Source organism: Sphingomonas sp. Leaf21 (assembly GCF_916858675.1).
Lineage (GTDB): Bacteria > Pseudomonadota > Alphaproteobacteria > Sphingomonadales > Sphingomonadaceae > Sphingomonas.
On record NZ_CAKASM010000031.1, the window covers coordinates 19,861 to 44,332 of the forward strand.

General features: G+C 66.7%; 28 protein-coding genes and 2 pseudogenes. 20 read left to right on the forward strand and 10 right to left on the reverse strand.

What is annotated here, in order from left to right:
• Positions 1 to 60: 60 nt before the first annotated feature.
• Positions 61 to 690 carry a peptidylprolyl isomerase gene (locus tag LRP66_RS16590; protein WP_230483710.1) on the forward strand — a complete coding sequence of 210 codons (630 nt, stop codon included), beginning with the start codon at positions 61 to 63 and terminating at the stop codon, positions 688 to 690.
• A 67-nt stretch (positions 691 to 757) separates the two neighbouring features.
• On the opposite strand, the gene glnA is transcribed toward LRP66_RS16590, so the two are convergent.
• The 6 genes from glnA to aroQ all read right to left on the reverse strand — a co-directional run bounded on the left by glnA (position 758) and on the right by aroQ (position 5,610).
• On the reverse strand, positions 758 to 2,170 hold the full coding sequence (glnA, locus tag LRP66_RS16595) for a type I glutamate--ammonia ligase (RefSeq protein WP_230483711.1): 1,413 nt from the start codon (positions 2,168 to 2,170) through the stop codon (positions 758 to 760).
• Positions 2,171 to 2,275: 105 nt separating this feature from the next.
• Positions 2,276 to 2,614, reverse strand: a complete 339-nt coding sequence (locus tag LRP66_RS16600) for a P-II family nitrogen regulator (protein ID WP_007405799.1) — start codon at positions 2,612 to 2,614, stop codon at positions 2,276 to 2,278.
• Positions 2,615 to 2,774: 160 nt separating this feature from the next.
• Positions 2,775 to 3,110, reverse strand: coding sequence for an arsenate reductase family protein (locus tag LRP66_RS16605; RefSeq protein ID WP_230483712.1), 336 nt, complete (start codon positions 3,108 to 3,110; stop codon positions 2,775 to 2,777).
• Positions 3,111 to 3,322: 212 nt separating this feature from the next.
• Complete coding sequence (gene accC, locus LRP66_RS16610; protein WP_230483713.1) at positions 3,323 to 4,675, reverse strand: acetyl-CoA carboxylase biotin carboxylase subunit; 1,353 nt, start codon at positions 4,673 to 4,675, stop codon at positions 3,323 to 3,325.
• A 6-nt stretch (positions 4,676 to 4,681) separates the two neighbouring features.
• Positions 4,682 to 5,161 carry an acetyl-CoA carboxylase biotin carboxyl carrier protein gene (accB, locus tag LRP66_RS16615; protein WP_230483714.1) on the reverse strand — a complete coding sequence of 160 codons (480 nt, stop codon included), beginning with the start codon at positions 5,159 to 5,161 and terminating at the stop codon, positions 4,682 to 4,684.
• Positions 5,162 to 5,175: 14 nt separating this feature from the next.
• Positions 5,176 to 5,610, reverse strand: coding sequence for a type II 3-dehydroquinate dehydratase (gene aroQ / locus LRP66_RS16620; RefSeq protein ID WP_230483715.1), 435 nt, complete (start codon positions 5,608 to 5,610; stop codon positions 5,176 to 5,178).
• Positions 5,611 to 5,740: 130 nt separating this feature from the next.
• Here aroQ and thiS point away from each other — a divergent pair, with 130 nt between their 5' ends.
• Positions 5,741 to 6,748 carry a sulfur carrier protein ThiS gene (gene thiS / locus LRP66_RS16630; RefSeq protein ID WP_329959296.1) on the forward strand — a complete coding sequence of 336 codons (1,008 nt, stop codon included), beginning with the start codon at positions 5,741 to 5,743 and terminating at the stop codon, positions 6,746 to 6,748.
• Between the two features lie 90 nt (positions 6,749 to 6,838).
• The gene (locus tag LRP66_RS16635) at positions 6,839 to 7,021 is read left to right on the forward strand and encodes a CsbD family protein (RefSeq protein WP_230483716.1); all 183 of its coding nucleotides are present in this window, start codon (positions 6,839 to 6,841) and stop codon (positions 7,019 to 7,021) included.
• A gap of 217 nt (positions 7,022 to 7,238) precedes the next feature.
• Here the strand turns inward: LRP66_RS16635 and LRP66_RS16640 are convergent, their stop codons facing one another.
• On the reverse strand, positions 7,239 to 8,885 hold the full coding sequence (locus LRP66_RS16640) for a thiamine pyrophosphate-binding protein (RefSeq protein ID WP_230483717.1): 1,647 nt from the start codon (positions 8,883 to 8,885) through the stop codon (positions 7,239 to 7,241).
• A 101-nt stretch (positions 8,886 to 8,986) separates the two neighbouring features.
• Between LRP66_RS16640 and LRP66_RS16645 the strand changes: the two genes are divergently transcribed.
• From LRP66_RS16645 to LRP66_RS16660, 4 genes are all read left to right on the forward strand, one after another.
• The gene (locus tag LRP66_RS16645) at positions 8,987 to 9,688 is read left to right on the forward strand and encodes a CoA transferase subunit A (RefSeq protein ID WP_230483718.1); all 702 of its coding nucleotides are present in this window, start codon (positions 8,987 to 8,989) and stop codon (positions 9,686 to 9,688) included.
• Between the two features lie 292 nt (positions 9,689 to 9,980).
• On the forward strand, positions 9,981 to 10,733 hold the full coding sequence (locus LRP66_RS16650; protein ID WP_230483719.1) for an HAD family acid phosphatase: 753 nt from the start codon (positions 9,981 to 9,983) through the stop codon (positions 10,731 to 10,733).
• Between the two features lie 2 nt (positions 10,734 to 10,735).
• Complete coding sequence (locus tag LRP66_RS16655) at positions 10,736 to 11,371, forward strand: CoA transferase subunit B (RefSeq protein ID WP_230483720.1); 636 nt, start codon at positions 10,736 to 10,738, stop codon at positions 11,369 to 11,371.
• Positions 11,371 to 12,060 carry a glutathione S-transferase family protein gene (locus LRP66_RS16660; protein ID WP_230483721.1) on the forward strand — a complete coding sequence of 230 codons (690 nt, stop codon included), beginning with the start codon at positions 11,371 to 11,373 and terminating at the stop codon, positions 12,058 to 12,060. The genes LRP66_RS16655 and LRP66_RS16660 overlap by 1 nt, the downstream gene beginning before the upstream one ends.
• Before the next feature lie 9 nt (positions 12,061 to 12,069).
• Here the strand turns inward: LRP66_RS16660 and LRP66_RS16665 are convergent.
• Positions 12,070 to 13,332: pseudogene (locus LRP66_RS16665) on the reverse strand (MFS transporter); the annotation flags it as partial.
• Positions 13,333 to 13,486: 154 nt separating this feature from the next.
• Here LRP66_RS16665 and leuC point away from each other — a divergent pair.
• The 13 genes from leuC to LRP66_RS16730 all read left to right on the forward strand — a co-directional run bounded on the left by leuC (position 13,487) and on the right by LRP66_RS16730 (position 23,839).
• The gene (leuC, locus tag LRP66_RS16670; RefSeq protein WP_230483722.1) at positions 13,487 to 14,914 is read left to right on the forward strand and encodes a 3-isopropylmalate dehydratase large subunit; all 1,428 of its coding nucleotides are present in this window, start codon (positions 13,487 to 13,489) and stop codon (positions 14,912 to 14,914) included.
• A gap of 206 nt (positions 14,915 to 15,120) precedes the next feature.
• Positions 15,121 to 15,741 (forward strand): 3-isopropylmalate dehydratase small subunit, encoded by a 621-nt coding sequence (gene leuD, locus LRP66_RS16675; RefSeq protein WP_230483723.1) that lies wholly within the window; start codon positions 15,121 to 15,123, stop codon positions 15,739 to 15,741.
• A 384-nt stretch (positions 15,742 to 16,125) separates the two neighbouring features.
• Positions 16,126 to 16,449 carry a DUF1476 domain-containing protein gene (locus LRP66_RS16680; RefSeq protein ID WP_230483724.1) on the forward strand — a complete coding sequence of 108 codons (324 nt, stop codon included), beginning with the start codon at positions 16,126 to 16,128 and terminating at the stop codon, positions 16,447 to 16,449.
• 2 nt (positions 16,450 to 16,451) lie between these two features.
• A complete protein-coding gene (locus LRP66_RS16685) occupies positions 16,452 to 16,688 on the forward strand; it encodes a BolA/IbaG family iron-sulfur metabolism protein (protein WP_230483725.1) in 237 nt (78 codons plus the stop codon).
• A 25-nt stretch (positions 16,689 to 16,713) separates the two neighbouring features.
• Complete coding sequence (gene grxD, locus LRP66_RS16690; RefSeq protein WP_230483726.1) at positions 16,714 to 17,037, forward strand: Grx4 family monothiol glutaredoxin; 324 nt, start codon at positions 16,714 to 16,716, stop codon at positions 17,035 to 17,037.
• A gap of 153 nt (positions 17,038 to 17,190) precedes the next feature.
• Positions 17,191 to 17,559 (forward strand): BlaI/MecI/CopY family transcriptional regulator, encoded by a 369-nt coding sequence (locus LRP66_RS16695; RefSeq protein ID WP_230483727.1) that lies wholly within the window; start codon positions 17,191 to 17,193, stop codon positions 17,557 to 17,559.
• Positions 17,556 to 19,151 carry a M56 family metallopeptidase gene (locus LRP66_RS16700; protein WP_230483728.1) on the forward strand — a complete coding sequence of 532 codons (1,596 nt, stop codon included), beginning with the start codon at positions 17,556 to 17,558 and terminating at the stop codon, positions 19,149 to 19,151. The genes LRP66_RS16695 and LRP66_RS16700 overlap by 4 nt, the downstream gene beginning before the upstream one ends.
• A gap of 118 nt (positions 19,152 to 19,269) precedes the next feature.
• Positions 19,270 to 20,130: an MBL fold metallo-hydrolase gene (locus LRP66_RS16705; RefSeq protein WP_230483729.1), complete on the forward strand. Its 861-nt coding sequence runs from the start codon at positions 19,270 to 19,272 to the stop codon at positions 20,128 to 20,130.
• Entirely contained in the window at positions 20,112 to 20,846 is a 735-nt protein-coding gene (locus tag LRP66_RS16710) for a DUF4230 domain-containing protein (protein WP_230483730.1), read from the forward strand. Before LRP66_RS16705 ends, LRP66_RS16710 begins: the two co-directional genes overlap by 19 nt.
• 45 nt (positions 20,847 to 20,891) lie before the next feature.
• Complete coding sequence (gene nadA / locus LRP66_RS16715; protein ID WP_230483731.1) at positions 20,892 to 21,878, forward strand: quinolinate synthase NadA; 987 nt, start codon at positions 20,892 to 20,894, stop codon at positions 21,876 to 21,878.
• Complete coding sequence (gene nadC / locus LRP66_RS16720; protein WP_268992468.1) at positions 21,875 to 22,711, forward strand: carboxylating nicotinate-nucleotide diphosphorylase; 837 nt, start codon at positions 21,875 to 21,877, stop codon at positions 22,709 to 22,711. Before nadA ends, nadC begins: the two co-directional genes overlap by 4 nt.
• A 22-nt stretch (positions 22,712 to 22,733) precedes the next feature.
• A complete protein-coding gene (locus LRP66_RS16725) occupies positions 22,734 to 23,135 on the forward strand; it encodes a hypothetical protein (RefSeq protein WP_230483732.1) in 402 nt (133 codons plus the stop codon).
• Entirely contained in the window at positions 23,132 to 23,839 is a 708-nt protein-coding gene (locus LRP66_RS16730; RefSeq protein ID WP_230483733.1) for a ribonuclease T2 family protein, read from the forward strand. The genes LRP66_RS16725 and LRP66_RS16730 overlap by 4 nt, the downstream gene beginning before the upstream one ends.
• A 6-nt stretch (positions 23,840 to 23,845) precedes the next feature.
• On the opposite strand, the gene LRP66_RS16735 is transcribed toward LRP66_RS16730, so the two are convergent.
• Together LRP66_RS16735 and LRP66_RS16740 are read right to left on the reverse strand one after the other, a co-directional pair.
• Entirely contained in the window at positions 23,846 to 24,265 is a 420-nt protein-coding gene (locus LRP66_RS16735) for a DUF4112 domain-containing protein (RefSeq protein WP_230483734.1), read from the reverse strand.
• A 5-nt stretch (positions 24,266 to 24,270) separates the two neighbouring features.
• Positions 24,271 to 24,472, reverse strand: a pseudogene (locus LRP66_RS16740) (ABC transporter substrate-binding protein); the annotation flags it as partial.

Below are 24,472 nucleotides of genomic sequence, written 5' to 3' on the forward strand. Positions count from 1 at the left end.
GGGATTCACCCCGTCCCAAAACCCCGCTAGCCTGAAAGCCGATCCCAACCGGAGGCCCCGATGATCCCGTTCCTGTCCATCGCCCTGCTCGCGGCCCAGGCCGCCCCCGCCCCTGTCCCCGTGGCGCCCGCGCCAGCCGCCCCCGTCGAAGCCGCAAAGCCCGTCATGGTCCGCGTCGCGATGCAGACCAGCCTTGGCCCGGTCGTCCTCGACCTCGACCGAACCCATGCGCCGATCACCACCGCCAATTTCCTGCGCTATGTCGACCAGCATCGGCTGGATGGGGTGACCTTCTACCGCACGGTCCGGCCCGCCGCCAATTTCGGCTTCGTCCAGTTCGGTATCCAGAACGAACCCAAGCGCATCCTGCCGCCCATCGCGCATGAGCCGACCACCAAGACCGGGATCAAGCATACCGACGGCACGATCTCGGTCGCGCGGCTGGCCCCCGGTTCGGCACGCGGCGACTTCACGATCATGGTCGGGGACCAGCCCTCGCTCGACGCCGATCCGTCCAAGCCCGGCGACAATCTGGGCTATGCCGCATTCGGTCATGTGGTCGAGGGGATGGACGTGATCCACAAGATCCTCGACGCCCCCGCCGATCCCGCCAAGGGTCCGTTCAAGGGCGAGATGCTTGCCGCGCCGGTGAAGATCGTGTCGGCGAAGCGGATAGCCATGACGCCCTGACACGCGCTCAAAAAGAAAGGGGCCTCGCGGCCCCTTTCCCCGTAGTGACATCGGTGCAGGGGCTGGATCAGCCGCTGTAATACATGTCGTATTCGACCGGGCTGGGGGTCATTTCCCAGCGCATCACTTCGCTCATCTTCAGCTCGATATAGCTTTCGATCTGGTCCTTGGTGAACACGTCGCCCTTCAGCAGGAAGTCGTGATCGGCGGCCAGCGAGTCGAGTGCCTCGCGAAGCGAACCGCAGACGGTCGGGACCTGCGCCAGTTCGGCGGGCGGCAGGTCATACAGGTTCTTGTCCATCGCCTCGCCCGGATGGATCTTGTTCTGGATACCGTCCAGGCCCGCCATCAGCAGCGCCGCATAGGCGAGATACGGGTTCGCCAGCGCGTCGGGGAAGCGCACTTCGACGCGCTTCGACTTCGGGCCGGTGCCGTAGGGGATGCGGCACGAGGCCGAGCGGTTGCGCGCCGAATAGGCGAGCAGCACCGGCGCCTCGTAACCTGGCACCAGGCGCTTGTAGCTGTTGGTGGTCGGGTTGGTGAAGGCGTTCACCGCCTTGGCATGTTTGATGATGCCGCCGATGAAGTACAGGCAGGTTTCCGACAGACCCGCATAGCCGTTGCCGGCGAACAGCGGATTCTTGCCTTCCCAGATCGAGAAGTGGGTGTGCATGCCCGAGCCGTTATCTTCCTTGATCGGCTTGGGCATGAAGGTCGCGGTCTTGCCATAGGCATGGGCGACCTGATGCACGACATACTTGTAGATCTGCATACGGTCGGCGGTCTGGGTCAGCGTGCCGAAGGTCAGGCCCAGTTCGTGCTGCGCGGCGGCGACCTCGTGGTGGTGCTTGTCGCAGGGCAGGCCCATCTCGAGCATGGTCGAGACCATCTCGCCACGGATGTCGACCGCCGAGTCGACCGGCGCGACGGGGAAATAACCGCCCTTGGCGCGCGGACGGTGGCCGAGATTGCCGCCCTCATATTCGCGGCCGGTGTTGGTCGGCAGCTCGATATCGTCGATCTTGAAGTAGGAGGACGAGTAGTTCGTGTCGAACTGCACGTCGTCGAACATGAAGAATTCGGCTTCCGGACCGACATAGACGGTGTCGCCGATACCGGTGGTCTTCACGAACGCCTCGGCGCGCTTGGCGGTCGAGCGCGGATCCCGGGCGTACAGCTCGCCGGTCGACGGCTCGACGATGTCGCAGAACACGATCAGCATCGGGGTGGCCGAGAAGGGATCGGTGTACACGGCGTCGAGGTCGGGCTTGAGGACCATGTCCGACTCGTTGATCGCCTTCCAGCCCTCGATCGACGAACCGTCGAACATCAGGCCGTCGGTCAGCTCATCCTCACCCAGGATCGAGGCGACCATGGTCAGGTGCTGCCACTTGCCCTTGGGATCGGTGAAACGCAGGTCGATCCACTCGATCTCCTCGTTCTTGATCTTGCTCAGGATATCGCTGGCCGTATTCGCCATGTGCCGTTCTCTCTCTGCTTAAGGCCGTGCCCCGTAATCCGGGGCCGGTGGAAAAGGTCTAGTCGGGCTGGGTGTCAGCCCGGTGACGATGAGGGGGCGGGTGCGTCAGATCGCCGCGTCGTCGCGTTCGCCCGTTCGGATGCGCAGCGCGGTTTCGACCGGGATGACGAAGATCTTGCCGTCGCCGATGCGGCCGGTCTGCGCGGCGGCGGCGATCGCCTCCACCACGCGTTCGGCCAGCCCGTCCTCGACCACCACTTCCAGCTTCACCTTCGGCAGGAAGTCGACGACATATTCGGCGCCCCGATAGAGCTCGGTATGGCCCTTCTGGCGGCCGAAGCCCTTGGCCTCGGTGACGGTGATGCCGGACACGCCGATCTCGTGCAGCGCTTCCTTCACCTCATCGAGCTTGAAGGGCTTGATGATCGCCTCAATCTTTTTCACGACGTTGACTGTCCCCGATGATGTTCGAACCCTCGCCCGACCGCACGCGTCGCATGGATCGTGCCAATTGCATCACCCTCCTGCGAGGGTAAGATTCCGGTAAGGATCGCGCCCGAAAACAAGGCAGATAGCTGCGCACTGCTCAATTTATGGGCAGCGATCACAATATGCGCCACACGGCTTCCGGGGGCCGACCGATGACGACGCCCTTGTCGGTCTCGACCAGCGGGGGCTCGATCAGGATGGGGTTGGCGGCCATCGCGGTGAGTACCGTCGCGTCGTCGGCTCCCGACAACAGCTTCGCTTCCGCCTCGCCCTTGCGCACGCCGTCACGGGGCGAGAGGCCGGCCTTGGCATAGAGACGCGCCAGTTCGTCGGTGCCGGGGGGCGTCTTGAGATACTCGATCACTGTCACCTCGGCGCCTGCCTCGGTCAGCAGCGCGAGCGCCTCGCGCGACTTGGAGCAGCGCGGGTTGTGGAGGATCGTCGCCTTCATCGCCGGTGCTTGTGCCACGGGCGGCGGGGAATGTGGAGGGGGATTCGGGAAATTTGGGGGGAGGGGGAAGGCCCCTCCACCACCCGGCTTTGCCGGGCGGTCCCCCTCCCCAAGCGCAGCTTGGGGAGGAATGCGTCTTCCAAATCCTCCCCAAGCGAGCTTGGGGAGGGGGATCGCCGGGCGTCAGCCCGGTGGTGGAGGGGCTGAAGGGCTTACGCGCCCTGCTTGGCCAGCCATTCCTCCAGCCACTTGATCGTATAGTCGCCCTTCTGGAACTCGGGGTCGTCGAGCAGCGACTGGTGGAGCGGGATGGTGGTCTTCATCCCTTCGATCACGAATTCCTCCAGCGCGCGGCGCAGGCGGCGCAGCGCACCGTCGCGGGTGGTGCCGTACACGATCAGCTTGGCGATCATGCTGTCATAGTAAGGCGGCACCTTATAGCCCTGGTACAGCCCGCTATCGACGCGGACATGCATTCCGCCCGGCGCGTGGTACATCTTCACCGTGCCCGGCGAGGGGGCGAAGGTCCGCGGGTCTTCCGCGTTGATGCGACACTCGATGGCGTGGCCCCGGAACTGCACGTCCTGCTGGCGAAGCGTCAGCGGATGGCCCTCCGCCACACGGATCTGTTCGCGGACCAGGTCCAGGCCGGTGATCATCTCGGTCACGGGATGTTCGACCTGCAGGCGGGTGTTCATTTCGATGAAATAGAACTCGCCGTCTTCCCACAGGAACTCGATGGTGCCCGCGCCGCGATAGCCCATATCGGCCATCGCCTTGGCGACCACGCCACCCATGCGCGCGCGTTCCTCGGCCGAGATGATCGGCGAGGGGGCTTCCTCCAGCACCTTCTGGTGGCGGCGCTGGAGCGAGCAGTCGCGCTCGCCCAGATGGATCGCCTGGCCGTTGCCGTCGCCGAACACCTGGAACTCGATATGCCGGGGGTTGCCCAGATATTTTTCCATGTAGACGGTGGCGTCGCCGAACGCCGCCTTCGCCTCGGAGCCCGCCTGCTGCATCAGCGTTTCGAGCTGGTCCTCGGAAGACACGACCTTCATGCCACGTCCGCCGCCACCCGAGGCCGCCTTGATGATCACCGGATAGCCGATCTCGGCCGCCAGCGCCCTGGCCTCTTCGAGATCCGAAATCGCGCCGTCCGAACCGGGCACCAGCGGCAGTCCCAGCGCGCCCGCTGTCCGCTTCGCCTCGACCTTGTCGCCCATCACCCGGATATGCTCGGGCTTGGGGCCGACGAAGATCAGGCCGTGCGCCTCGACGATCTCGGCGAACTTGGCGTTTTCCGACAGGAAGCCGTAACCGGGGTGGATCGCGTCCGCGCCGGAAATTTCGGCGGCCGAGATGATGTTGGGGATGTTGAGATAGCTGTCGGTCGCCGCGGGCGGGCCGATGCACACCGCCTGGTCGGCGAGGCGCACATGCATGGCATCGGCGTCGGCCGTGGAATGCACGGCGACGGTCTCGATCCCCATCTCGTGACAGGCGCGGTGGATGCGAAGCGCGATCTCACCGCGATTGGCGATCAGGAGTTTCTTGATCTGCGCCAAGGCGGCTTACTCGACGACGACCAGGGGCTGGTCGAATTCGACCGGCTGGCCATTCTCGACCAGCACGGCGGTGACGGTGCCCGCCGCCGTCGCGGTGATCGGGTTCATCACCTTCATCGCCTCGACGATCAGCAGCGTGTCACCGGCGGCGACCTTCTGGCCGACGGCGGCGAAGGGCTTGGCGCCCGGCTCGGCCGACAGATAGACGGTGCCGACCATCGGCGACTTCACGGCATTGGCCGACACGGCTGGCGCGGCGGCTTCGGCAGGCGCGGCGGCCACGGGGGCGGCGGCGGCCGGAGCAGGCGCGGCAGCGGCGGGCGCATAGGCCATCGGCGCAGCCGGAGCCGCCTTGCGCGCGACGCGGATCTTGCGGTCGCCATGCTCGACCTCGATCTCGGTCAGGGCGGTGGCGTCGAGCAGCTCGGCGAGCTGGCGGACGAGGTCGACATCGACCTTCATCGCTTGTTCAGTCTTTTCGGTCATGGGCAGCGCTCCTGTCAGAACCGGGCGGCGGCTTCAAGCGCGAGCAGATAGGATTGCGCGCCAAAACCCGCGATTGTGCCTTTTGCGGCACGCCCGACATAGCTTTCATGGCGGAAGGGTTCCCGCGCATGGGGGTTGGAGAGGTGAACCTCGATCACCGGCGTCTTCACCGACTTGATCGCGTCGTGAATCGCGATGGACGTGTGGGTGAAGCCTCCGGCGTTGAGCAGCACGGCTTTGGCATCATAGGCCTGCGCCTCGTGCAGCCAGTCGATCAGATGGCCTTCATGGTTGGACTGACGCATGTCGATCGTCAGGTCGAGCGCCGCCGCCCGATCCTCCAGCATCCCCGCGATATCGTCCAGCGTATCATGGCCATAGATATCCGGCTCGCGCAGGCCGAGCAGGTTCAGGTTCGGGCCGTTGAGGACATAGACGGTCGCGGGCATCCGCACTCCCATGGTTGCGGCCCGGGGTGGCCGGGCCTAGATCGAGGCTCCTCCTTAACCGCTTACCCCATCCCGCGTCGAGATTGGCCAGGGAGATCGGGTCGGCGACACCATGGTAAGTGACGATCCTATGCCCCACACCGACGGAACCGTGACCATCACCGTGAATGGCGAGCATCAGCGCGTCGCCGCCGGACTGTCGCTTGCCGACCTGGCGAGCCAGCTGGGGCTGGTGCCCGAAAAGGTCGCTGTGGAGCGCAATCTGGAGGTCGTGCCCCGCTCGACGCTGGCGCAGGTGCAGGTCGAGGATGGCGACGAGATCGAGATCGTCCATTTCGTCGGCGGTGGCGACCATGGCGTCGCGGTGGATGACGATTCGTGGGAGGTCGCGGGGCAGCGCTTTCGTTCGCGCCTGATCGTCGGGACGGGTAAATACAAGGACTTCGCGCAGAATGCGGCGGCGGTCGAGGCGGCGGGTGCGGAAATCGTCACCGTCGCGGTGCGCCGGGTGAACGTGTCGGACCGAAACGCGCCGATGCTGACCGACTATATCGACCCCAGGAAGGTCACCTATCTGCCCAACACGGCGGGCTGCTTCACAGCCGAGGACGCGATCCGCACGCTGCGGCTGGCGCGCGAGGCGGGCGGTTGGGAGTTGGTCAAGCTGGAGGTGCTGGGGGAGGCGAAGACGCTCTATCCCGACATGGTCGAGACGCTGCGCGCCACCGAGATCCTGGCCAAGGAAGGCTTCAAGCCGATGGTCTACTGCGTCGACGATCCCATCGCGGCCAGGCGGCTGGAGGATGTCGGCGCGGTCGCGATCATGCCGCTCGGCGCGCCGATCGGATCGGGGCTGGGCATCCAGAACAAGGTGACGATCCGCCTGATCGTCGAGGGGGCCAAGGTGCCCGTGCTGGTCGATGCGGGTGTCGGCACCGCGTCGGAGGCGGCGGTGGCGATGGAGCTGGGCTGCGACGGCGTGCTGATGAACACCGCGATCGCCGAGGCCAAGGACCCCGTGCTGATGGCCCGCGCCATGCGCGTCGGGGTCGAGGCTGGGCGCATGGCATACCGCGCGGGCCGAATGGGGATGCGCCGCTACGCCGACCCGTCGAGTCCGCTTGCCGGGTTGATCTGAAGTTAATTTCAGGGAACCCGCCGCGTAACGAAGTGTTTTACCTCCGAGTGTTCAACGGGATCATTCGATCCCCTGTAAATGGAGGCCGCGATGGGTGAGCTCACCGACAAGATCAAGGGCAACGTCAACGAGCTGGTTGGCAAGGCCAAGGAAGCGATCGCCGATCACAACCACGACGCCGATCTGAAGGCGGAAGGCCAGGCCCAGCAGGTCAAGGGCAAGGGCCAGGAAATGAAGGGTTCGGTGAAGGGCGCCCTTGGCGACAACATCTGATCCTGCTAGTCGTTTTTGACTAAAGCAATCAGCAACGACTTCGCCGCCCCGGTTAACGCCGGGGCGGTTTTCTTTTGGGCGTGAAACATAAGCCAGGATGCTACTGGTAGCGTTACCTGCGCGTCATTCCGGCAAAGGCGGGAATCTTCGACCTTCCGTTCCAGCCAGGTCGCCGGAGGCCCCAGCCTTCGCTCGAGGCGATGGCTGGGGCGTGCGATCACCGTCCGGCGATGCGCGACAGGGTCGTGGCGGGCGTGATGACCTCGATATCGGTCTTTAGGTGCAGCAAGCGCACGCCCCTCTCCGTCATTGCGCGCACCAGGGCAGGGGCGAAGTCCTCGGTCCGCGTCACCGTCTCGCTCCAGCAGCCATAGGCGCGCGCCAGCGCCGCGAAATCGGGATTGGCGAGGCCGGTCCCCGCCACACGTCCGGGATATTCGCGCTCCTGATGCATGCGGATCGTGCCATAGCCGCTATTGTCCACCACGATCACCAGCATCGCTGCGCCATGCTGTACCGCGGTCGCCAGTTCCTGTCCGTTCATCAGGAAGCAGCCATCGCCAGCCAGCGCGACGACCATCCGCTCGGGGTGGCGCAGCGCGGCGGCGGTGGCGGCGGGCACGCCGTAGCCCATCGCGCCGCAGGTCGGCGCAAGCTGGCTTCGCGGTTCGTAGCGCCAATAGCGGTGCCACCAGCCCGAATAATTGCCTGCGCCGTTGCAGATGATCGAGTCGGCGGGCAGCGTGTCGCGCATCGCCGCGACGCATCGGCCCAGGTCCAGCGTCACGCCCTCGCGCGCGGCGGGATCGGACCAGGCGAGATACTCGGCATGGGCCTCCGCGCCGGACGGACGCGGTTGGCCATCGCCTGCCGGTGCTTCCAAGGAGCCAAGCGCCCGACCGACATCGCAGCACAGGGCCAGGTCGGTGCGATAGACGCTGTGCAATTCCTCCGGGTCGGGATGGATATGGATCAGCGTCTGCCCCGGATGGTCGGGCGTGATAAGGGCATAGCCGTCGGTCGTCGCTTCACCCAGCCGCGCGCCGAGCACGATGAGCAGATCGGCTTCGCGCACTCGCTTCACCAGCGCGGGGTTGGGGCCATAACCCAGATTGCCCGCATAGACCGGGCAGTTCGCCGAAACCGCATCCTGCCGCCGGAACGCCGCGACCAGCGGCACGCCCGCCGCTTCGCCCCATTGCTCGGCCAACGCGACCGTTTCGGCATTCCAGTGGGCGCCGCCGATGATCGCGACCGGGCGTTCGGCCCTGGCGATCAATTCCTGCGCCGAACGGATATCCTCGATCGCCACGTCCTGCACCGGCCGTTCGATCCGGGGGCGGGGGGTGCCATCGACCAGATCGCACAGCATGTCCTCGGGCAGCGCCAGCACCACCGGGCCGGGGCGTCCGCTCATCGCGGTGGCATAGGCGCGCGCGACATATTCGGGGATGCGCGTGGCATCGTCGATCCGCGCGGCCCATTTGGCGAGGGGGGCGAACATCGCCTGGAAGTCCACCTCCTGAAAGGCTTCGCGGTCGCGGGTGCTTCGGTCGACATCGCCGATGAACAGGATCATCGGTTGCGAGTCCTGCTTCGCCACATGCACGCCGATCGCCGCATTGGTCGCACCCGGTCCGCGCGTGACGAAGGCGATGCCCGGCCGCCCGGTCAAAGTCCCGTCGGCGCAGGCCATGAAGGTGACGCCCCCCTCCTGTCGACAGGGGACGAGGTCGATCGCGGGCGTGTCGTGCAGCGCGTCGAGTACCGCCAGGAAGCTCTCGCCCGGCACGGTGAAGATACGGTCGCACCCCTGTTCGAGAAGCGCATCGACAAGCAGGCGTCCGCCGGTGATCTGGGTCATCGCGGCGAGCCTAGCCCCGCTTGCCATCCCAGCGCAAACGCCGGGTTGACCCGGCTCCGTCGCTCCGCCTAACGCTGGCCGCAATCATAGGGAGGACGCCCATGCAGAAGCTTTATCGTGACGCGGCGGACGCGCTCGACGGCCTGTTGTTCGACGGCATGACGATCTGTGCCGGCGGCTTCGGCCTGTGCGGCATTCCCGAGCGGCTGATCGATGCGATCGAGGCGGCGGGGACCAAGGACCTGACCATCGCCAGCAACAATGCCGGCATCGACGGTGTGGGGCTGGGCAAGCTGCTCCGCTCGCACCAGGTCAGGAAGATGATCTCCTCCTATGTCGGCGAGAACAAGGAGTTCGAGCGGCAATATCTGAGCGGCGAGCTGCAGGTCGAGTTCTGCCCGCAGGGCACGCTGGCCGAGCGGTGCCGGGCGGGGGGCGCGGGCATTCCCGGCTTTTATACCAAGACCGGCGTCGGTACGAAGGTGGCCGAAGGCAAGGAAGTGAAGAGCTTCGACGGGGAGGATTATATCCTCGAGCGCGGCATCCGCGCCGATCTGTCGATCATCAAGGGGTGGAAGGCCGACGAGGCCGGTAACCTGATCTTCCGCAAGACCGCGCGCAACTTCAACCAGCCCATGGCGACGGCGGGCCGCATCTGCGTCGCCGAGGTCGAAGAGGTGGTGCCGGTCGGCAGCCTCGATCCGGATCAGATCCATCTGCCCGGCATCTATGTGAAGCGGATGATCGTCGGCGCGCCCTATGAGAAGAAGATCGAATTCCGCACGGTGCGCGAGCGGGCTTGATCGATGGGGCAGGGGGTGGGGCAGGCCCTCCCCCGACCCCCTCCCGCCTGCGGGAGGGGGAGCGTGCTTGGTGGAGGGCATGGCTTTGAGACGCATGAGAATGACGCAGTGCGGTAGCCCCGCAACCTCTCCCCTCCCGCAGGCGGGAGGGGTTGGGGGAGGGCACTTCGGCCTGAGGTCAGCCCTGACTCTAGCCACCACCGCCCTGACCCTATCCGGATGCGTCGTCGCCGTCGGCAACAGCACCCCATCCCCGGCGCCCACGGCCGCGATCAACCCCAAGCTGGCGGCCATGCAATATCTCTACGGCTCGGCCGAGGCCGACGCGATCTCGCGGCAGGCGTGGAATGCGCTGGTGACCTACGCCGCCGACAAGGTCCGCCGCCCGCCGCGCGACAGCGTCGTGCTGGACGAGGACGCGACCCTCGACAATCCGCGCTTCGTATCTTGCGCGGGCAAACGCCCGGCGGCGGTGTTCGATGTCGACGAAACCGTGCTGCTCAATCTCGGCTTCGAACATGACGACCTGACCGGCCGCGCCGACCGCGCGTTTCCCGGCCGCTGGAGCGCCTGGGAGAAGAGCAATGGACATGCCGTCCTGCCCACCCCCGGCGCGGCGGCGGCGATTGCCGAGCTGCGCACCATGGGCGTCACCGTGGTCTTCAACACCAACCGCGACGATGCGGCCGGAACCGCACGTGCGATCGAGGCGGCGGGGCTGGGCCCAGCGGTGCATGGCGACACGTTGTTCGTGCGCACCGACACCAATACCGGTGACATTAAGGACGCACGGCGTTGGCGGATCGCGGATCGCTATTGCGTGATCGCCATGGGCGGCGACCAGCTGGGCGATTTCAGCGAGTTGTTCAACGATCCTGCGAGCGTATCCCAGCGCCGTGCCCGCGCGGACGGTCCGCGCATCGCCGCGCTGTGGGGGCGTGGCTGGTTCGTTTTCCCCAACCCCGTCTACGGCAAGGCGCTGAAAGGCGCCGCCGACGACATCTTCCCCGCCGACCGGCGGTGGCATCCGACAGGAGAGCAGTGACCATGGCCTGGACCCGCGACGAAATGGCCGCCCGTGCGGCCAAGGAACTGAAGGACGGCTTCTACGTCAATCTGGGGATCGGCATTCCGACGCTGGTTGCCAACCATATCCCGCAAGGCGTTGAAGTCACGTTGCAATCCGAAAACGGGATGCTGGGCATCGGGCCGTTTCCCTATGATGACGCGGTCGATCCCGACCTGATCAACGCGGGCAAGCAGACGATCAGCGAACTGCCCCATTCGGTCTATTTCTCCTCGGCCGACAGCTTCGCGATGATCCGGGGCGGGCATATCGACCTGACCGTGCTGGGCGCGATGGAAGTGTCGGAGGGCGGCGACATCGCCAACTGGATGATCCCCGGCAAGATGATCAAGGGCATGGGCGGCGCGATGGATCTGGTCGCGGGCGTCAAGAAGATCATCGTCGTGATGGAGCACAACGCGAAGGACGGCAGCCCCAAGTTCATTCCCGAATGCACCCTGCCGCTGACGGGACGCAATGTGGTCGACATGATCGTCACCGATCTGGCGGTGTTCCAGCGGCCCGATCACGACAGCGCTTTCCGCCTGATCGAGTGCGCGCCGGGTGTGACGGCGGATGAGGTCGCGGCGAAGACCACGGCGAAGTTCGATCGCTGATGACCTACACCCTCGTCACCGCCAACCGGAACTATTCGAGCTGGTCGCTGCGTCCGTGGCTGCTGATGAGGGCACTGGGGATCGTCTTCGCCGACCGGATCGAGCCCTTCGAGGGTGCGGAGAATTACACGGCGTTCCGCGCCTTCTCGCCGACGGGCCAGGTGCCCGTTCTGATCGACGGTCAGCGGACGGTTTGGGATTCGCTGGGCATCGCCATGTATCTCGCCGAGCGGCATCCGGGCGTCTGGCCGGATGACGAGGCGGCGCGCGCCTGGGCGATGTGCGCGGTGGCCGAAATGCATGGCGGCTTTGCTGCGCTTCGGTCCGAGCGGACGATGAATGTCGGCGTTCGTGTCGATCCGAAGCCGGGCTCGGCGCGGCTTGAGCGCGATGTCGCGCGACTGGTCGAATTATGGGGCGAGGGGGTGTCCCGCTTCGGCGGCCCCTGGCTGGCGGGCGAGCGCTTCTCGGCGGTGGATGCCTTCTTCGCGCCCGTCGCCTTCCGGGTGCGGACTTATGGCATCGATGTCGGTCCGGCGGGTGCGGCCTGGGTCGACACGGTGCTGGCGCATCCGGCGGTCAGGGACTGGGAAGCGCAGGCCCTGGCCGAGACGTGGCGCGATCCGGATCATGAGGCCGAACTGCTGGAATGCGGCGGTGTGACGGCGGATCACCGCGCCAAAGGGTAAGGACCGGGGGCGAGCGAGACCTGAGCCCCGCGCCGTCTCCGGCATCACCAGCCGGTACAGCACCAGCCCACCCCCCGCGATCGCCGCGAGCAACCAGAAGGCGGCGTGATAGCCGGCCCCGACGATCATCACGCCCGCCAGCGACGTGCTGAGCGCGCCGCCGATGCCCTGGACCGTCGTCACCGCGCCTTGCGCCACGTTGAACCGTCCCGAACCGCGCATGATCGAGGCGACGATCACCGGGCCCAGCGCGCCGAGGATGCCCGCGCCGACACCATCGAGCAACTGGATCGCGAGCAGCCATGCCGGTGCGTCGGATAGGGTGTAGAGCAGCCCGCGTGCCGCGAGGACCGCGAAGGCGACCAGCATGATCGGGCGGTGCCCCCAATCGTCAGCCTTGCGCCCGACGATCATCGCGACGGGCACCATCACGAGCTGAGCCCCCACGATACATGCGGAGGTCAGCGAGGTCGCCTTGTCGCCGCCCACCTCGCGCGCGAGCAATTGTCCCACCGAAGGGAGCATCGCGGCGTTCGACAGGTGGAAGAGAAATCCGGCGACCGCGAACCAGGCCAGCGTCGGTGTTCCCGTCAGCGTCTGCCAAAGCGATGGCGGGTCACAATCCTCCTGCCCGTCGTCTTCGTCGGAGCAACCGCGCGCCATGGCGTGGTCGATGCGGCTCGGGTCGAGGGACAGGGTCGCCCCGATGCTGAGCACCGCCAGCCCCGCCATCAGCCAGAAGACCACGACCGGCCCGAACGTCCAGGCCAATATCCCGGCGAGCGCCGCCGAAACGGCATTGCCCGCATGGTTGAACGCCTCGTTCCGGCCGATCCGTGCGGTGAAGGCCTTGGGCCCGACGATGCCGAGCGAGATGGCGGCGATCCCCGGCGCGAAGACCGACGCGGCGATGGCGGCCAGCGACTGTCCCGCCGCCACCGCCCAGAAGCCGTGGACGAAGGGCAGCGAGATCGACGCGAGCGTCACCGCGACGGCGGCGGCGACCAGCACCGCGCGCTTGCCGTGCAACCGGTCGATCAGCGCACCGGCGGGCGCGTTGGCGATCAGCCCGGCGATACCGGCGATGGTCATGATGACTCCGGCGCTCGCCTCGTTCCATCCATGGCTCGGTCCACGAACCGCGACCAGATAGATGGCGAGGTAGGGCCCCAGGCCATCGCGCACATCCGCCAGGAAGAAATTCATCGCGTCCAGGGCGGGGAGGCGGTCGCGCTTCGCGTGGGGAGGCCGGGGCAGCGCGGCAGTGGCCATGACGTCATCACCTGGGTTAGGAATTCAAGAGCGGCCGGAACGCGGCGCCAGCCTGTCAGGTTCATGACAAATCCGACATTTGCAGCCGCCCGACGAAATAAGATTGCGCGTGGCCTTTGCGTCGCACATATTTTCGGATAACAGCGCCCGCATCATGGCCCAACGACCCCAGACTCTGTATGAGAAGATCTGGGCCGCGCACGTTGTCGAACGGCGGCCCGATGGCACCTGCCTCATCTATATCGACCGGCATCTCGTTCACGAGGTGACCAGCCCCCAGGCCTTCGAGGGGCTTCGCGTGGCTGGGCGTAGCGTTCGCCGTCCCGAGCTGACGCTGGCGGTGCCCGACCATAACCTGCCAACGACCCCGCGCGTCGACGCCGCCGGAAAGCTCCTGCCGATCACGGACCCGGAAAGCGCGCAGCAGCTTGACGCGCTTCGCCGCAACACCGCCGAATTCGGCATCGACTATATCGACGCGACCGCCGCGGCGCAGGGGATCGTCCATGTCGTCGGCCCCGAACAGGGCTTTACCCTGCCGGGTACGACATTGGTCTGCGGCGACAGCCATACCTCCGCGCACGGGGCACTCGGAGCGCTGGCGTTCGGTATCGGCACGTCGGAGGTCGAGCATGTGCTGGCGACCCAGACGCTCCTGCTGTCACCGTCCAGGACGATGGAGGTGCGTGTCGACGGCACACTGGGGCACGGCGTGTCCGCGAAGGACGTGGTGCTGGCCATCATCGGCAGGATCGGCGCGGCGGGCGGCACCGGCCATGTCATTGAGTTCACCGGCAGCGTGATTCGCGGCCTCTCGGTCGAGGGTCGCCTGACCATCGCCAACATGTCGATCGAGGGCGGCGCGCGCGCGGGGCTGATCGCGCCGGACGAGACGACCTTCGCCTATCTCAAGGGGCGCCCGATGGCACCCAAGGGCGCGGATTGGGACAGGGCGGTCGCCTGGTGGCGGACGCTGCCCAGCGATCCGGGGGCGGTCTACGACAAGGTCGTGACGCTCGACGCCGCCGAGATCGCCCCCAATCTGACCTGGGGCACCAGCCCGGAGGACGTCGTGCCGATCACCGGCGTGGTGCCCGATCCGGACAGCTTCGCCGATCCGTCGAAGCGCGAGGCGGCGCGCAAGTCGCTGGCCTATATGGGGCTGGAGCCGGGCACCGCGATGCGCGACGTCGCGATCCAGCACGTTTTCATCGGTAGCTGCACCAACAGCCGGATCGAGGATCTTCGCGCCGCCGCCGCCGTGGCGCGCGACCGCAAGGTTGCGGACGGCGTCCGGGCGCTGGTCGTACCCGGCTCGGGCCTGGTCAAGCGTCAGGCCGAGGCGGAGGGGCTGGACCGCGTCTTCGTCGAGGCGGGCTTCGAATGGCGCGAGCCCGGCTGCTCGATGTGCCTGGCGATGAACCCGGACAAGGTGCCCGCGGGCGAACGCTGTGCGTCCACGTCCAACCGCAATTTCGTGGGACGGCAGGGACCGGGCGCGCGCACCCATCTCCTGTCCCCGGCCATGGCGGCCGCAGCGGCCGTGACCGGGCGCCTTTCCGATGTTAGAGAGTTGATGTAACACAATTTTGATCGTCAGCGGCTTTGATCGGCAAGACGCGCGACAGTCGAAGCAGGGGAGAAGCTCATCATGAAGCACGTATTGGTCATGCTCGTCGCTGGTGCGGTTCTGTGCGGCGCCGCCGCCTATGCCGCTGGAATCGCCGCACGCCCCGCCGTTGCGGAACAGCCCCGCTGACGCGGACGCCTTGAGGACAGGATGAATTCATGAATCCGGTTACGACCGTTTCCGGCACCGCCTATCCCTGGGGTGCCAAGAATATCGACACCGACGTCATCATCCCGGCACATTGGTTGAAGACCATCACCCGCGCCGGTCTGGGCCGCGGCGCGTTCGAGACGGTACGGGCGCAGCCGGGCAATATCTTCGACGACCCCGCTTATGCCGGTGCGCCCATCCTGATCGCGGGCGATAATTTCGGCTGTGGGTCGAGCCGGGAACATGCGGCCTGGGCCCTGGCGGACATGGGCATCAAGGCGGTGATCGCGCCCAGCTTTTCGGACATTTTCTCGGGCAACGCGTTCAAAAACGGCATCGTGCCCGTCGTCCTGCCACAGGATGCGGTCGACCGGTTGCTCGACGTCGCGAAGGATCAGCCGATCACCGTCGATCTTGAGACGATGACCGTGACCACGCCCTATCAGGATCGCTTCACTTTCGCGCTGGATCCCTTCCGCCGCGAATGCCTGATGAACGGGCTGGACGAAGTCGGGCTCACGCTCGCGCGCGATGCGGCGATCGGGGCGTTCGAACATGCCATGACGGCCGGGCGACCCTGGGTGGAGGGCCGTGCCCGACTGACGGCGGACGTCGTGCCGACCATATAGGGCCGATTGAGATTCAACTATGCCTGTCCTTCCCCCGCCCCCCGTAGAGGGGAGAGGGTTGCGCAGATTTGGTCTTTGCGTAGCAAAGGCTTAGTCGGAGCTGGGTGAGGGGTGAAGCGCTCGAAGAGCGCGCGAGCCTTGAGGCTCGCTCAACCCCTCACCCAAGCTACGCTAGCCAGCACGCTGGCAAGCTTCGCTAACCCTCTCCCCTGTCCAGGGGAGAGGGCGGAATAACCTGAATGTCGATCCGGCCTAAGTCCTCAGGACGCGGCGAGGATGGCGGGCGTCGCAGAGCGGGTGCGGGCCATCGGTTGCGCCTTTCGCCTGTGCGTCCTATCTCGGGCCCGTGCTTTAGTGCCTCAAGCGGGCGGGGATGGCGAACCGATGGACAGTTTTGACGAGCGCAGGCGTGGATTCGAGGCCAAGTTCGTGGCGGATCAGGACATGATGTTCCGTATCACCGCGCGCCGCAACCGGCTGGTCGCGCAATGGGCCGCCGAGCGGATGAAGCTGACCCCCGCCGAGACCGACGCCTATGCCAAGGCGGTCGTCCAGGCCGATTTCGAGGAAGCCGGGGACGAGGACGTCATTCGCAAGCTGCTGGGCGACCTGACCGCCGCCGGGATCGACGCGGACGAGGCGGAGATCCGCCGTGCGCTCGACGAACAGATGGTCGAGGCACGCCGCCAGTTGCTGGAGAGCCGCTGACCATGCCGATGGCCGCCGACGATATCGCCGCGATGATCCGCGCCGCCATTCCCGACGCACAGGTCGACATCACCGATCTGGCCGGGGACGGCGATCATTATGCCGCGCATGTGACTGCCGCCAGCTTCGAGGGCATGAGCCGCGTCGCACGAACCCGTGCCGTTTACGCCGCTTTGGGGGGGCGCATGGGTGGCGAACTCCATGCGCTGCAACTGACGACCGCAGTACCCGCTGCCTGACCCCTTTTTCCGAGGAACACCGAAGATGACCGACGATACGAATGCGCGGATCGACGCGCTGGTAAAGGACAACAGCGTCCTGCTGTTCATGAAGGGCACGCCGCTGTTTCCGCAATGTGGTTTCTCCAGCCGCGCGGTGGCGATCCTGAACCATCTGGACGTGCCGTTCGAGAGTGTCGACGTCCTCCAGGATCAGGGTATTCGACAGGGTATCAAGGCCTATTCGGATTGGCCGACCATTCCGCAGCTCTACGTAAAGGGCGAGTTCGTCGGCGGCTCCGACATCATGATGGAGATGTACGAAAGCGGCGAACTGGCGGAATTGGTTCAGGACCTGAAGACGGCTTGACCGCCGCTTTGCGGGAATAGGAAGAGGAGGCCGGGTCGCGATCCGGCCTCCTTTTTTTATGCCGTCCTCCCCGAAGCGAGAAAGGATGTGCCCTATTGACTACAGGTGTAATCGAAATAGGATTACATTTGTAATCATTGAGAGGGCGAGTCGATGGCCGAGCGTATCAGCGATGCCGAGCATGCGGTGATGGAGGTGCTGTGGGACGACGCCCCGCTCACTGCGCAGGACGTGGCGGAGCGGGTCGACCCCGAGCGCGGCTGGAGCACCAATACCGTCAAGACCTTGCTCGGTCGGCTGCTCGCCAAGGAAGCCATCGCGCATGAGGAACAGGGGCGGCGTTATCTCTATCGCCCGCTCGTCGCGCGCGATGACTATGTGGTCGGTGAATCCCGCCGCCTGATCGACCGGTTGTTCGGCGGTCGCCTGACCCCGCTGGTCGCGCATCTCGCAGAGCGTGACGAACTGACCGCGCAGGATATCTCCGAGATCGAGGCGCTGCTCAAGGAGTTGAAGGCGTGAGCGGCGCGCAACTCGGCTGGGCGGTGGAGGCGATGATCGCCTCCACCCTCCTCATGGTGCTCGTGCTGCTCGCCCGCCGCCATGTCCGCGAGGCCTTCGGGCCGCAAATCGCCTATGCGCTCTGGGCGCTGCCCTTGCTCCGTCTGGTTCTGCCCCGTCTGCCGCATCAGATCGCCGAGCAGGCGACGCCGCCGCTGTCCGCGATGGGGGATACGCTCAACGCCTATGTCGTCATGCCGGTGGCCATGCAGTTGCCCACGCCGGTCGCGACGTCGAGCATCTGGCCGAGCCTGGGGCAGGGGCTTGCGCTGTTCTGGATCGTCGGGGCCGGCGCGTTCCTGACGTTCCAGTTGTTGCGTCATTGGCGGTTCCGCACGCGGCTGCTCGCGACCGCGGAGCCGATCGAGGCGATCGAGGGCGTTCGCGTGGTCGCCAGCGATGGCGCGCCGGGGCCGCTCGCCTTCGGTATCTGGCATCGCTACGTCGCCTTTCCTCGGGATTTCGCGGAGCGGTATGACGCCGACGAGCGTGACCTGGCGCTGGCGCATGAGCTGGGCCATCACGCGCGGGGCGACCTGATCGCGAACTGGATCGCGCTCGCCGTGCTGGCGCTTCACTGGTTCAACCCGATCGCCTGGCGAGCCTTCCACGCGTTCCGCGCCGACCAGGAGCTGGCCAATGACGCGCGGGTCCTGAAGGGGCGCAGCCGCACCGATCGGCACGTCTATGCCTGCGCCATCGTCAAGGCGGCGCACGGCCGCGCGCTGTCGGGCGCCTGTCACCTGCACACCATCGATGATTTGAAAGGGAGGCTGAAGATGTTGACCACTTCTCCGAAATCGCGTCGTCAATTGGCGCTGGGCGGAGCGACGGTGTCGCTGCTGGTGCTCGGCGGGCTGGGCGCAACCGCTTCGGGCACCCCGGCGGCGGCGGCACTGACCAAGAAAGTCGAACGGACGCTGGGCGTCGACCTGACCACGGTGGCGGCCCCGGAACAGGCCGAGGCGCCGCAATCGCCCGCGCTTCCCGCCACCGCCGCAGCGCCGATGCCGGCATCCGCGCCGATACCGGCGGACCATGCGATCGCCATGGCCCCCGCCGAGCCGATGGCGCCGATCGCGGCTCCGATGGAAGAGGCGCCGCCGGTCGCCGAAACCCCCAGGGCGCGCGTCTATACCATACGTAACGGGCGGACGATTCAGGTGGTCGACGGCTCGACCCCGATGCCGGTCATGCCCCCGATCCCGATGGTCCGCTCGGAGACCTGCGGGACGGCCGGTAGCGATGTCCGGACCAGCTATACGATCAACGGCCGGACGAAGCAGCAGGTGACGGTCATCTGCACCGACCGGATCGAGCGTATGGCGCGTCAGGCGGCGCTCTCGTCGGCGCAGGCCGCGCGCACCGCGGTCGACGCCAAGCATATGGCAGGGCAGAACATGGCCATCGCGCTCGCCAGCATCGCGACCGCGCGCAACAGCATCATGGCCGATCGCAACCTGTCCGACGAGGCGCGTCGCGATGCCCTGCAGGGCCTGAACGAGGCCACCGAGGAACTGAAGGCCGAGATGGCCGATCCCGAGCAGGACTGATCGCCTGCCGCTCGCTCTTCCCTCTCCCCTGTCCAGGGGAGGGGGGAGTAAGCCGGTCGTCGCGGGCCGGGGCCATCAGCTCTTGCCTATCGCGCATCGCCTGCCCACATAACCGACGATGGCTGAGCACCCGACCGGCATTCCGATCCTGCTTGAGCCGCTGGTTTCCCGCGTGCTCGCACCCAATCCGTCGCCTTTCACCTATACGGGGACGCAGACGCATATCGTCGGCGATCGGGACGTGGCGGTGATCGATCCCGGACCCGATGATCCCGCGCACCTCGACGCGCTGCTGCGTGCGATCGGCGGACGCCGGGTCGAGGCGATCCTGATCACCCATCACCACCGCGATCACAGCCCGGCGAGCCGACCGCTGGCCAGCGCCACCGGAGCACCGATCATCGGGGCCGCCCCCTTCGCGCCCGATCATATGGGCGGTCGCGTGGATGCGGCGTTCGACCGCGACTATGCCCCCGACCGCGTTCTGGCGGAGGGGGAGGGCGTCGCCGCGGACGGCTGGACCCTGACCGCGCTGGCGACGCCGGGCCATACCTCCAACCACCTGGCCTTTGCATTGCCGCAGACCCGTGCGCTGTTTTCGGGCGATCATGTGATGGGCTGGTCGACCAGCATCGTCTCGCCTCCCGATGGCGACATGGCCGACTACATGGCGAGCCTCGAAAAGCTGATGGGTCGCGACGACCGCGTCTATTATCCCGGTCACGGCGAAGCGGTCGACAATCCGCAGCGGCTGGTGCGCGGGATGCTGGGGCATCGCAAGCAGCGCGAGGGGCAGATATTGCGCCTGTTGTCCAGGGACGACGCGCTGACCATCCCCGCCATGACCGCGCGCATGTATGTCGGCCTCAACCCGAAGCTGTTGCCCGCGGCGGAGCGTTCGGTCATGGCCCATCTCTACGACCTGCGAACGCGCGGCCTCGTCCGCGAGGAGGGAGCATCATGGACGAGCGCGGCGTGACGCCACCGCCCCCCACGGTCCGCCAGCGCGGCGGCGTCGGCCTGTTCCTGACCAAGGTCGCCGGGGTTTTGATCCTGATCGTCCTGGCGGGGCTGATCGCGGCCTGGGGCGTGCAGCGCTATGTCGCCGACCGGCTGACGCCGGACCCGACGACGATCGCGCGCGCGAGCCTGGACGGACTGCGCGAGCAGAACCGCCTGTCCGCCTTCGCCGCGCGCTATGTCGCGGTGGTCAGTTCGCGTCAGTCGCAACTGGGCTTTTCGACCGAGCGGACGCTGATCATGCCGGGCATGGTCCGCTACGAGGTCGATCTGGGCAAGCTGCGTCAGCAGGATGTGCGCTGGGATGCGGGCAGCCGGACGCTGTCGGTGACGCTGCCACCGGTCGAGATCGACGGGCCGCAGGTCGATCTGTCGGCGATCCGCGAATATGGTTCGGGCGGCGTGCTGACGAGCTTTACCGATGCCGAACAGCGGCTTGACGCGGCCAATCGCACCGCCGGGCAGGTCGAGCTGATGCGTCAGGCGCGCGGGCCGTCGCCGATGAAGCTGGCGCGCGACGCGACCCGGCGGGCGGTCGAGCGCAGCTTCGCCATGCCGTTGCGCGCCGCCGGGGTGGACGCATCGGTGCGTGTCCGCTTTTCGGACGAACCGTCGAGCGACGAACATTGGGACACCACGCGTTCCGTCCAGGAGGTGCTGGGCAACGCGGGGTGACGTGGATGATTGTCGGCGCCCGCCGGTGCGCCTAGGGGAAGCTGCATGACCATCCAGACGAATCTGACGGGCCTAGACCTGCGTGCCGAGATCGACCGGCTCCGCCGCGAGCGCAACGCCGTCATCCTCGCCCATTATTACCAGAAGCCCGAGATTCAGGACCTGGCCGATTTCGTCGGCGACAGCCTGGACCTCAGCCGCAAGGCGCAGGCGACCGACGCGGACGTCATCGCCTTTTGCGGCGTGCGCTTCATGGCGGAGACGGCCAAGATCCTGTCGCCCGAGAAGATCGTCGTCCTGCCCGACATGGCCGCCGGATGCAGCCTGGAGGATAGCTGTCCGCCCGAGCAGTTCGCCGAGTTCCGCGCGAAGCATCCCGACCACATCGCGCTGACCTATATCAACTGCTCGACCGAGGTGAAGGCGCTGTCCGACATCATCGTGACCTCGTCGTCGGCCGAGCAGATCCTGGCGCAGATCGACCCGGCGCAGAAGATCATCTTCGGTCCCGATCGCAATCTCGGCGGCTATCTGGCGCGCAAGACGGGCCGCGACATGCTGCTGTGGCCCGGCGTGTGCATCGTGCACGAGGCGTTCAGCGAGACCGAGTTGCTGAAGCTTCGCGCGCAACATCCCGACGCGCCGATCGCCGCGCATCCCGAATGCCCGGCGGTGATCCTCGACCACGCCGATTATGTCGGTTCGACGCGCGGCATCCTGGAGTTTGCGCAGGCGATGACCGGCGACACGCTGATCGTCGCGACCGAGCCGCACATCATTCACCAGATGCAGAAGGCGATGCCGGGCAAGAACTTCATCGGCGCGCCGGGGGCGGACGGGAACTGCAACTGCAACATCTGCCCCTATATGGCGCTCAATACGATGGAGAAGCTGTATCTCGCGCTCCGCGACCTGACTCCGCGCGTGGAGATCGAGGAAGGGTTGCGCCTCCAGGCGAAGAAGAGCCTCGACGCGATGCTGACGCTTGCCAGCGGGACGGTCGGGAAAGGCGATCTGGGCCCGCGCTCGTGATCGAGGGTTTCGACCTCGACGGGTTCGTGACCGCGACGCTGGCCGAGGATATGGGCGCTGCCGGGGATATCACCTCGGCCGCCGTGATCCCGGCCGATGCGCGTTTCGTCGGGACGATGGCCAGCCGCGACGCGATCACGGTCGCCGGGCTGCCGATCGCGGAGGCGTTCTTCCGTCGCCTGGACGCGCAGGTCGTCATCGAACGGCTGGTCGAGGACGGCGCGACCGTTGCCCCCGGCACCGCGCTGCTGCGTCTGTCGGGCGCTGCCCGCGCGATGCTGACGGCGGAGCGGTCCGCGCTGAATACGGTCCAGCACCTGTCGGGTATCGCGACGATGACCTCGGCCTATGTCGCGGCGATCGCTGGCACGGGGGCGACGCTGCTCGACACGCGCAAGACGATTCCGGGCCTTCGCCTGATCGAGAAATATGCCACCCGCATGGGCGGCGCGCAGAACCATCGCATGGGGCTGTGGGATGCGGCGATGATCAAGGACAATCATGTCGCGGTCGCGGGCGGCATCGGTCCTGCGGTCGCGGCGGCCAAGGCGGCGGGGATCGCGCGGATCATCGTCGAGGTCGATCGTCTCGACCAGATCGAACCCGCACTGGCCGCCGGCGCGACCCACTTGCTGCTCGACAATATGGGCCCGGCGCAACTCGCCGAGGGCGTCCGTGCGGTCGCCGGACGCGTGCCGACCGAGGCTTCGGGCGGTGTCCGGCTGGACACGATCCGAGCGCTCGCGGAAACCGGCGTCACCTATATCAGCGTCGGCCGCTTGACCCAGTCGGCTCCGGCGGCCGATATCGGGCTGGATTTCGCCGCCGCGTGACGATGGCGGACTGAGAGGGGGTATGCACGTGCGACCGAAGTCGGTGATATTGGGTGAGCGACTGTCGTTCCTCGCCATCCTGCTGCTGCTGGTACTGGCGGTGCTCGGCTGGGGCGATACGGTGGCGCAGGCCGGGGTGGCGATCGCGGTGATCGCCAACGCATTGCTGATCGGGCTCTTCACGCTGGCGACCTTGCTCGTCACGCGGACCGCGAGCCGGGGCGGCCTGATCTTCCTCATCATCCTCACCGTGCTCAACCTTCTGGGCTTTCTGTATCAGGTGTCGGAGGGGGCGCTGGCCCAGGGGCTGTTCGGCGTGCTGACGGCGGTCCAGGCGGCATCGTCGCTCGTCGCGGTCGTCATGCTGATGCGACCCAATGCGCTGGCCTGGTATCGCGCGATGGCGGAGGAGATCGAGGCATGAAGACGATCCTGATCGGGCTGGCGATGCTCGCCGTCCCGCAACTGGCGGGCGCGCAGACGCTGCAATGTTCCGCACCCGTGGGGGCGCAGGCCATTCGCCCCGACCTGCCGACGGACAGCCAGCCCGCTCGCGTCCTGCCGATCGGCGGCTACACGCTCGCGATCACCTGGAGCCCGCAATATTGCCGCGACCCCAAGGGGGACAGCCGCTTCCAATGCGGCTCGGGCAACCGTTTCGGGTTCACCCTCCATGGCCTCTGGCCCGATGGCGTGGGCAAGGACTGGCCGCAATATTGCCGCCCCACGGCGATCCTGCCCCAGCCGGTCGTCCGCCGCCATATCTGTGCGACACCCTCGGCACAGCTCATGCAGCATGAATGGTCCAAGCACGGCACCTGCATGGCGGGCTATAGCCCGTCGCGTTACTTCAGCCAGTCGAACGCGCTCTATTATCGGCTGCGCTTCCCCGACATGAACGCGCTGTCGCGGCGTGACACGCTGACCGCAGGGGATGTGGCGCGTGCGGTGGCGGCGGCCAATCGCGGCATGACCGCCGACATGATGCGCGTGACAGCGACGCGCGAGGGCTGGCTGGACGAGATCTGGATCTGCCTGAACAAGGCCTTCCGCTACAATCGCTGCCCGGTCCACCAGGGCGGCCTGTCGCCCAGCGCGCCGATCAAGATCTGGCGCGGCGCGCGCTGATCCGGCTTATCCCTCCACCGTCACGGTGGAGGGATGATGTTTGTCGAGATGCTTGCGGATGATCCGCAGATTGCGGGTGTTCGAGCGGAACAGCACGTCCGCCGCATCGCCGATGAACGGCACGAAGCCCAGCACCGCGTCGAAGCCGACATTGCCCATCATCCGCATCATCTGGAACCTGGACAGCCCCAGGTTGCGCGCTTCCCAGATGATATAGCTTCCCAGCGCGGCGGCCGCGATGTCGCCCACGACGGGAACCAGCCCCAATATCACGTCGAGACCGATCGGACGGTTCAGGCCGGGGAGCACGACCACACGCTCCAGCAGGGCTTCCATCGCCTCGATCCGCCGACGGCTGGCGACGATCCCCTTGTCGAGTGGAAGCGCGTCGAAGGCGCCGGGGTCGATACGCGAAGCAGTGGCCATAGCCGTTAGTTGGGGGCGCCCCGCAGATGGTTCAATGGATGCCAGGCGCGGTTGTTCGCCTGATATTGCCGCAGCCTGTTGGTGACCAGCGACCAGCGAAGCGGGCGGGCGAGCGGGATGAACGGCGCGTCGGCGTTGACCGCCGCATCGGCGAGCGCCAGCGCCCGGCTTCGCTCGGCCAGCGAGGGCGCGAGGCGCGCCTGCTCG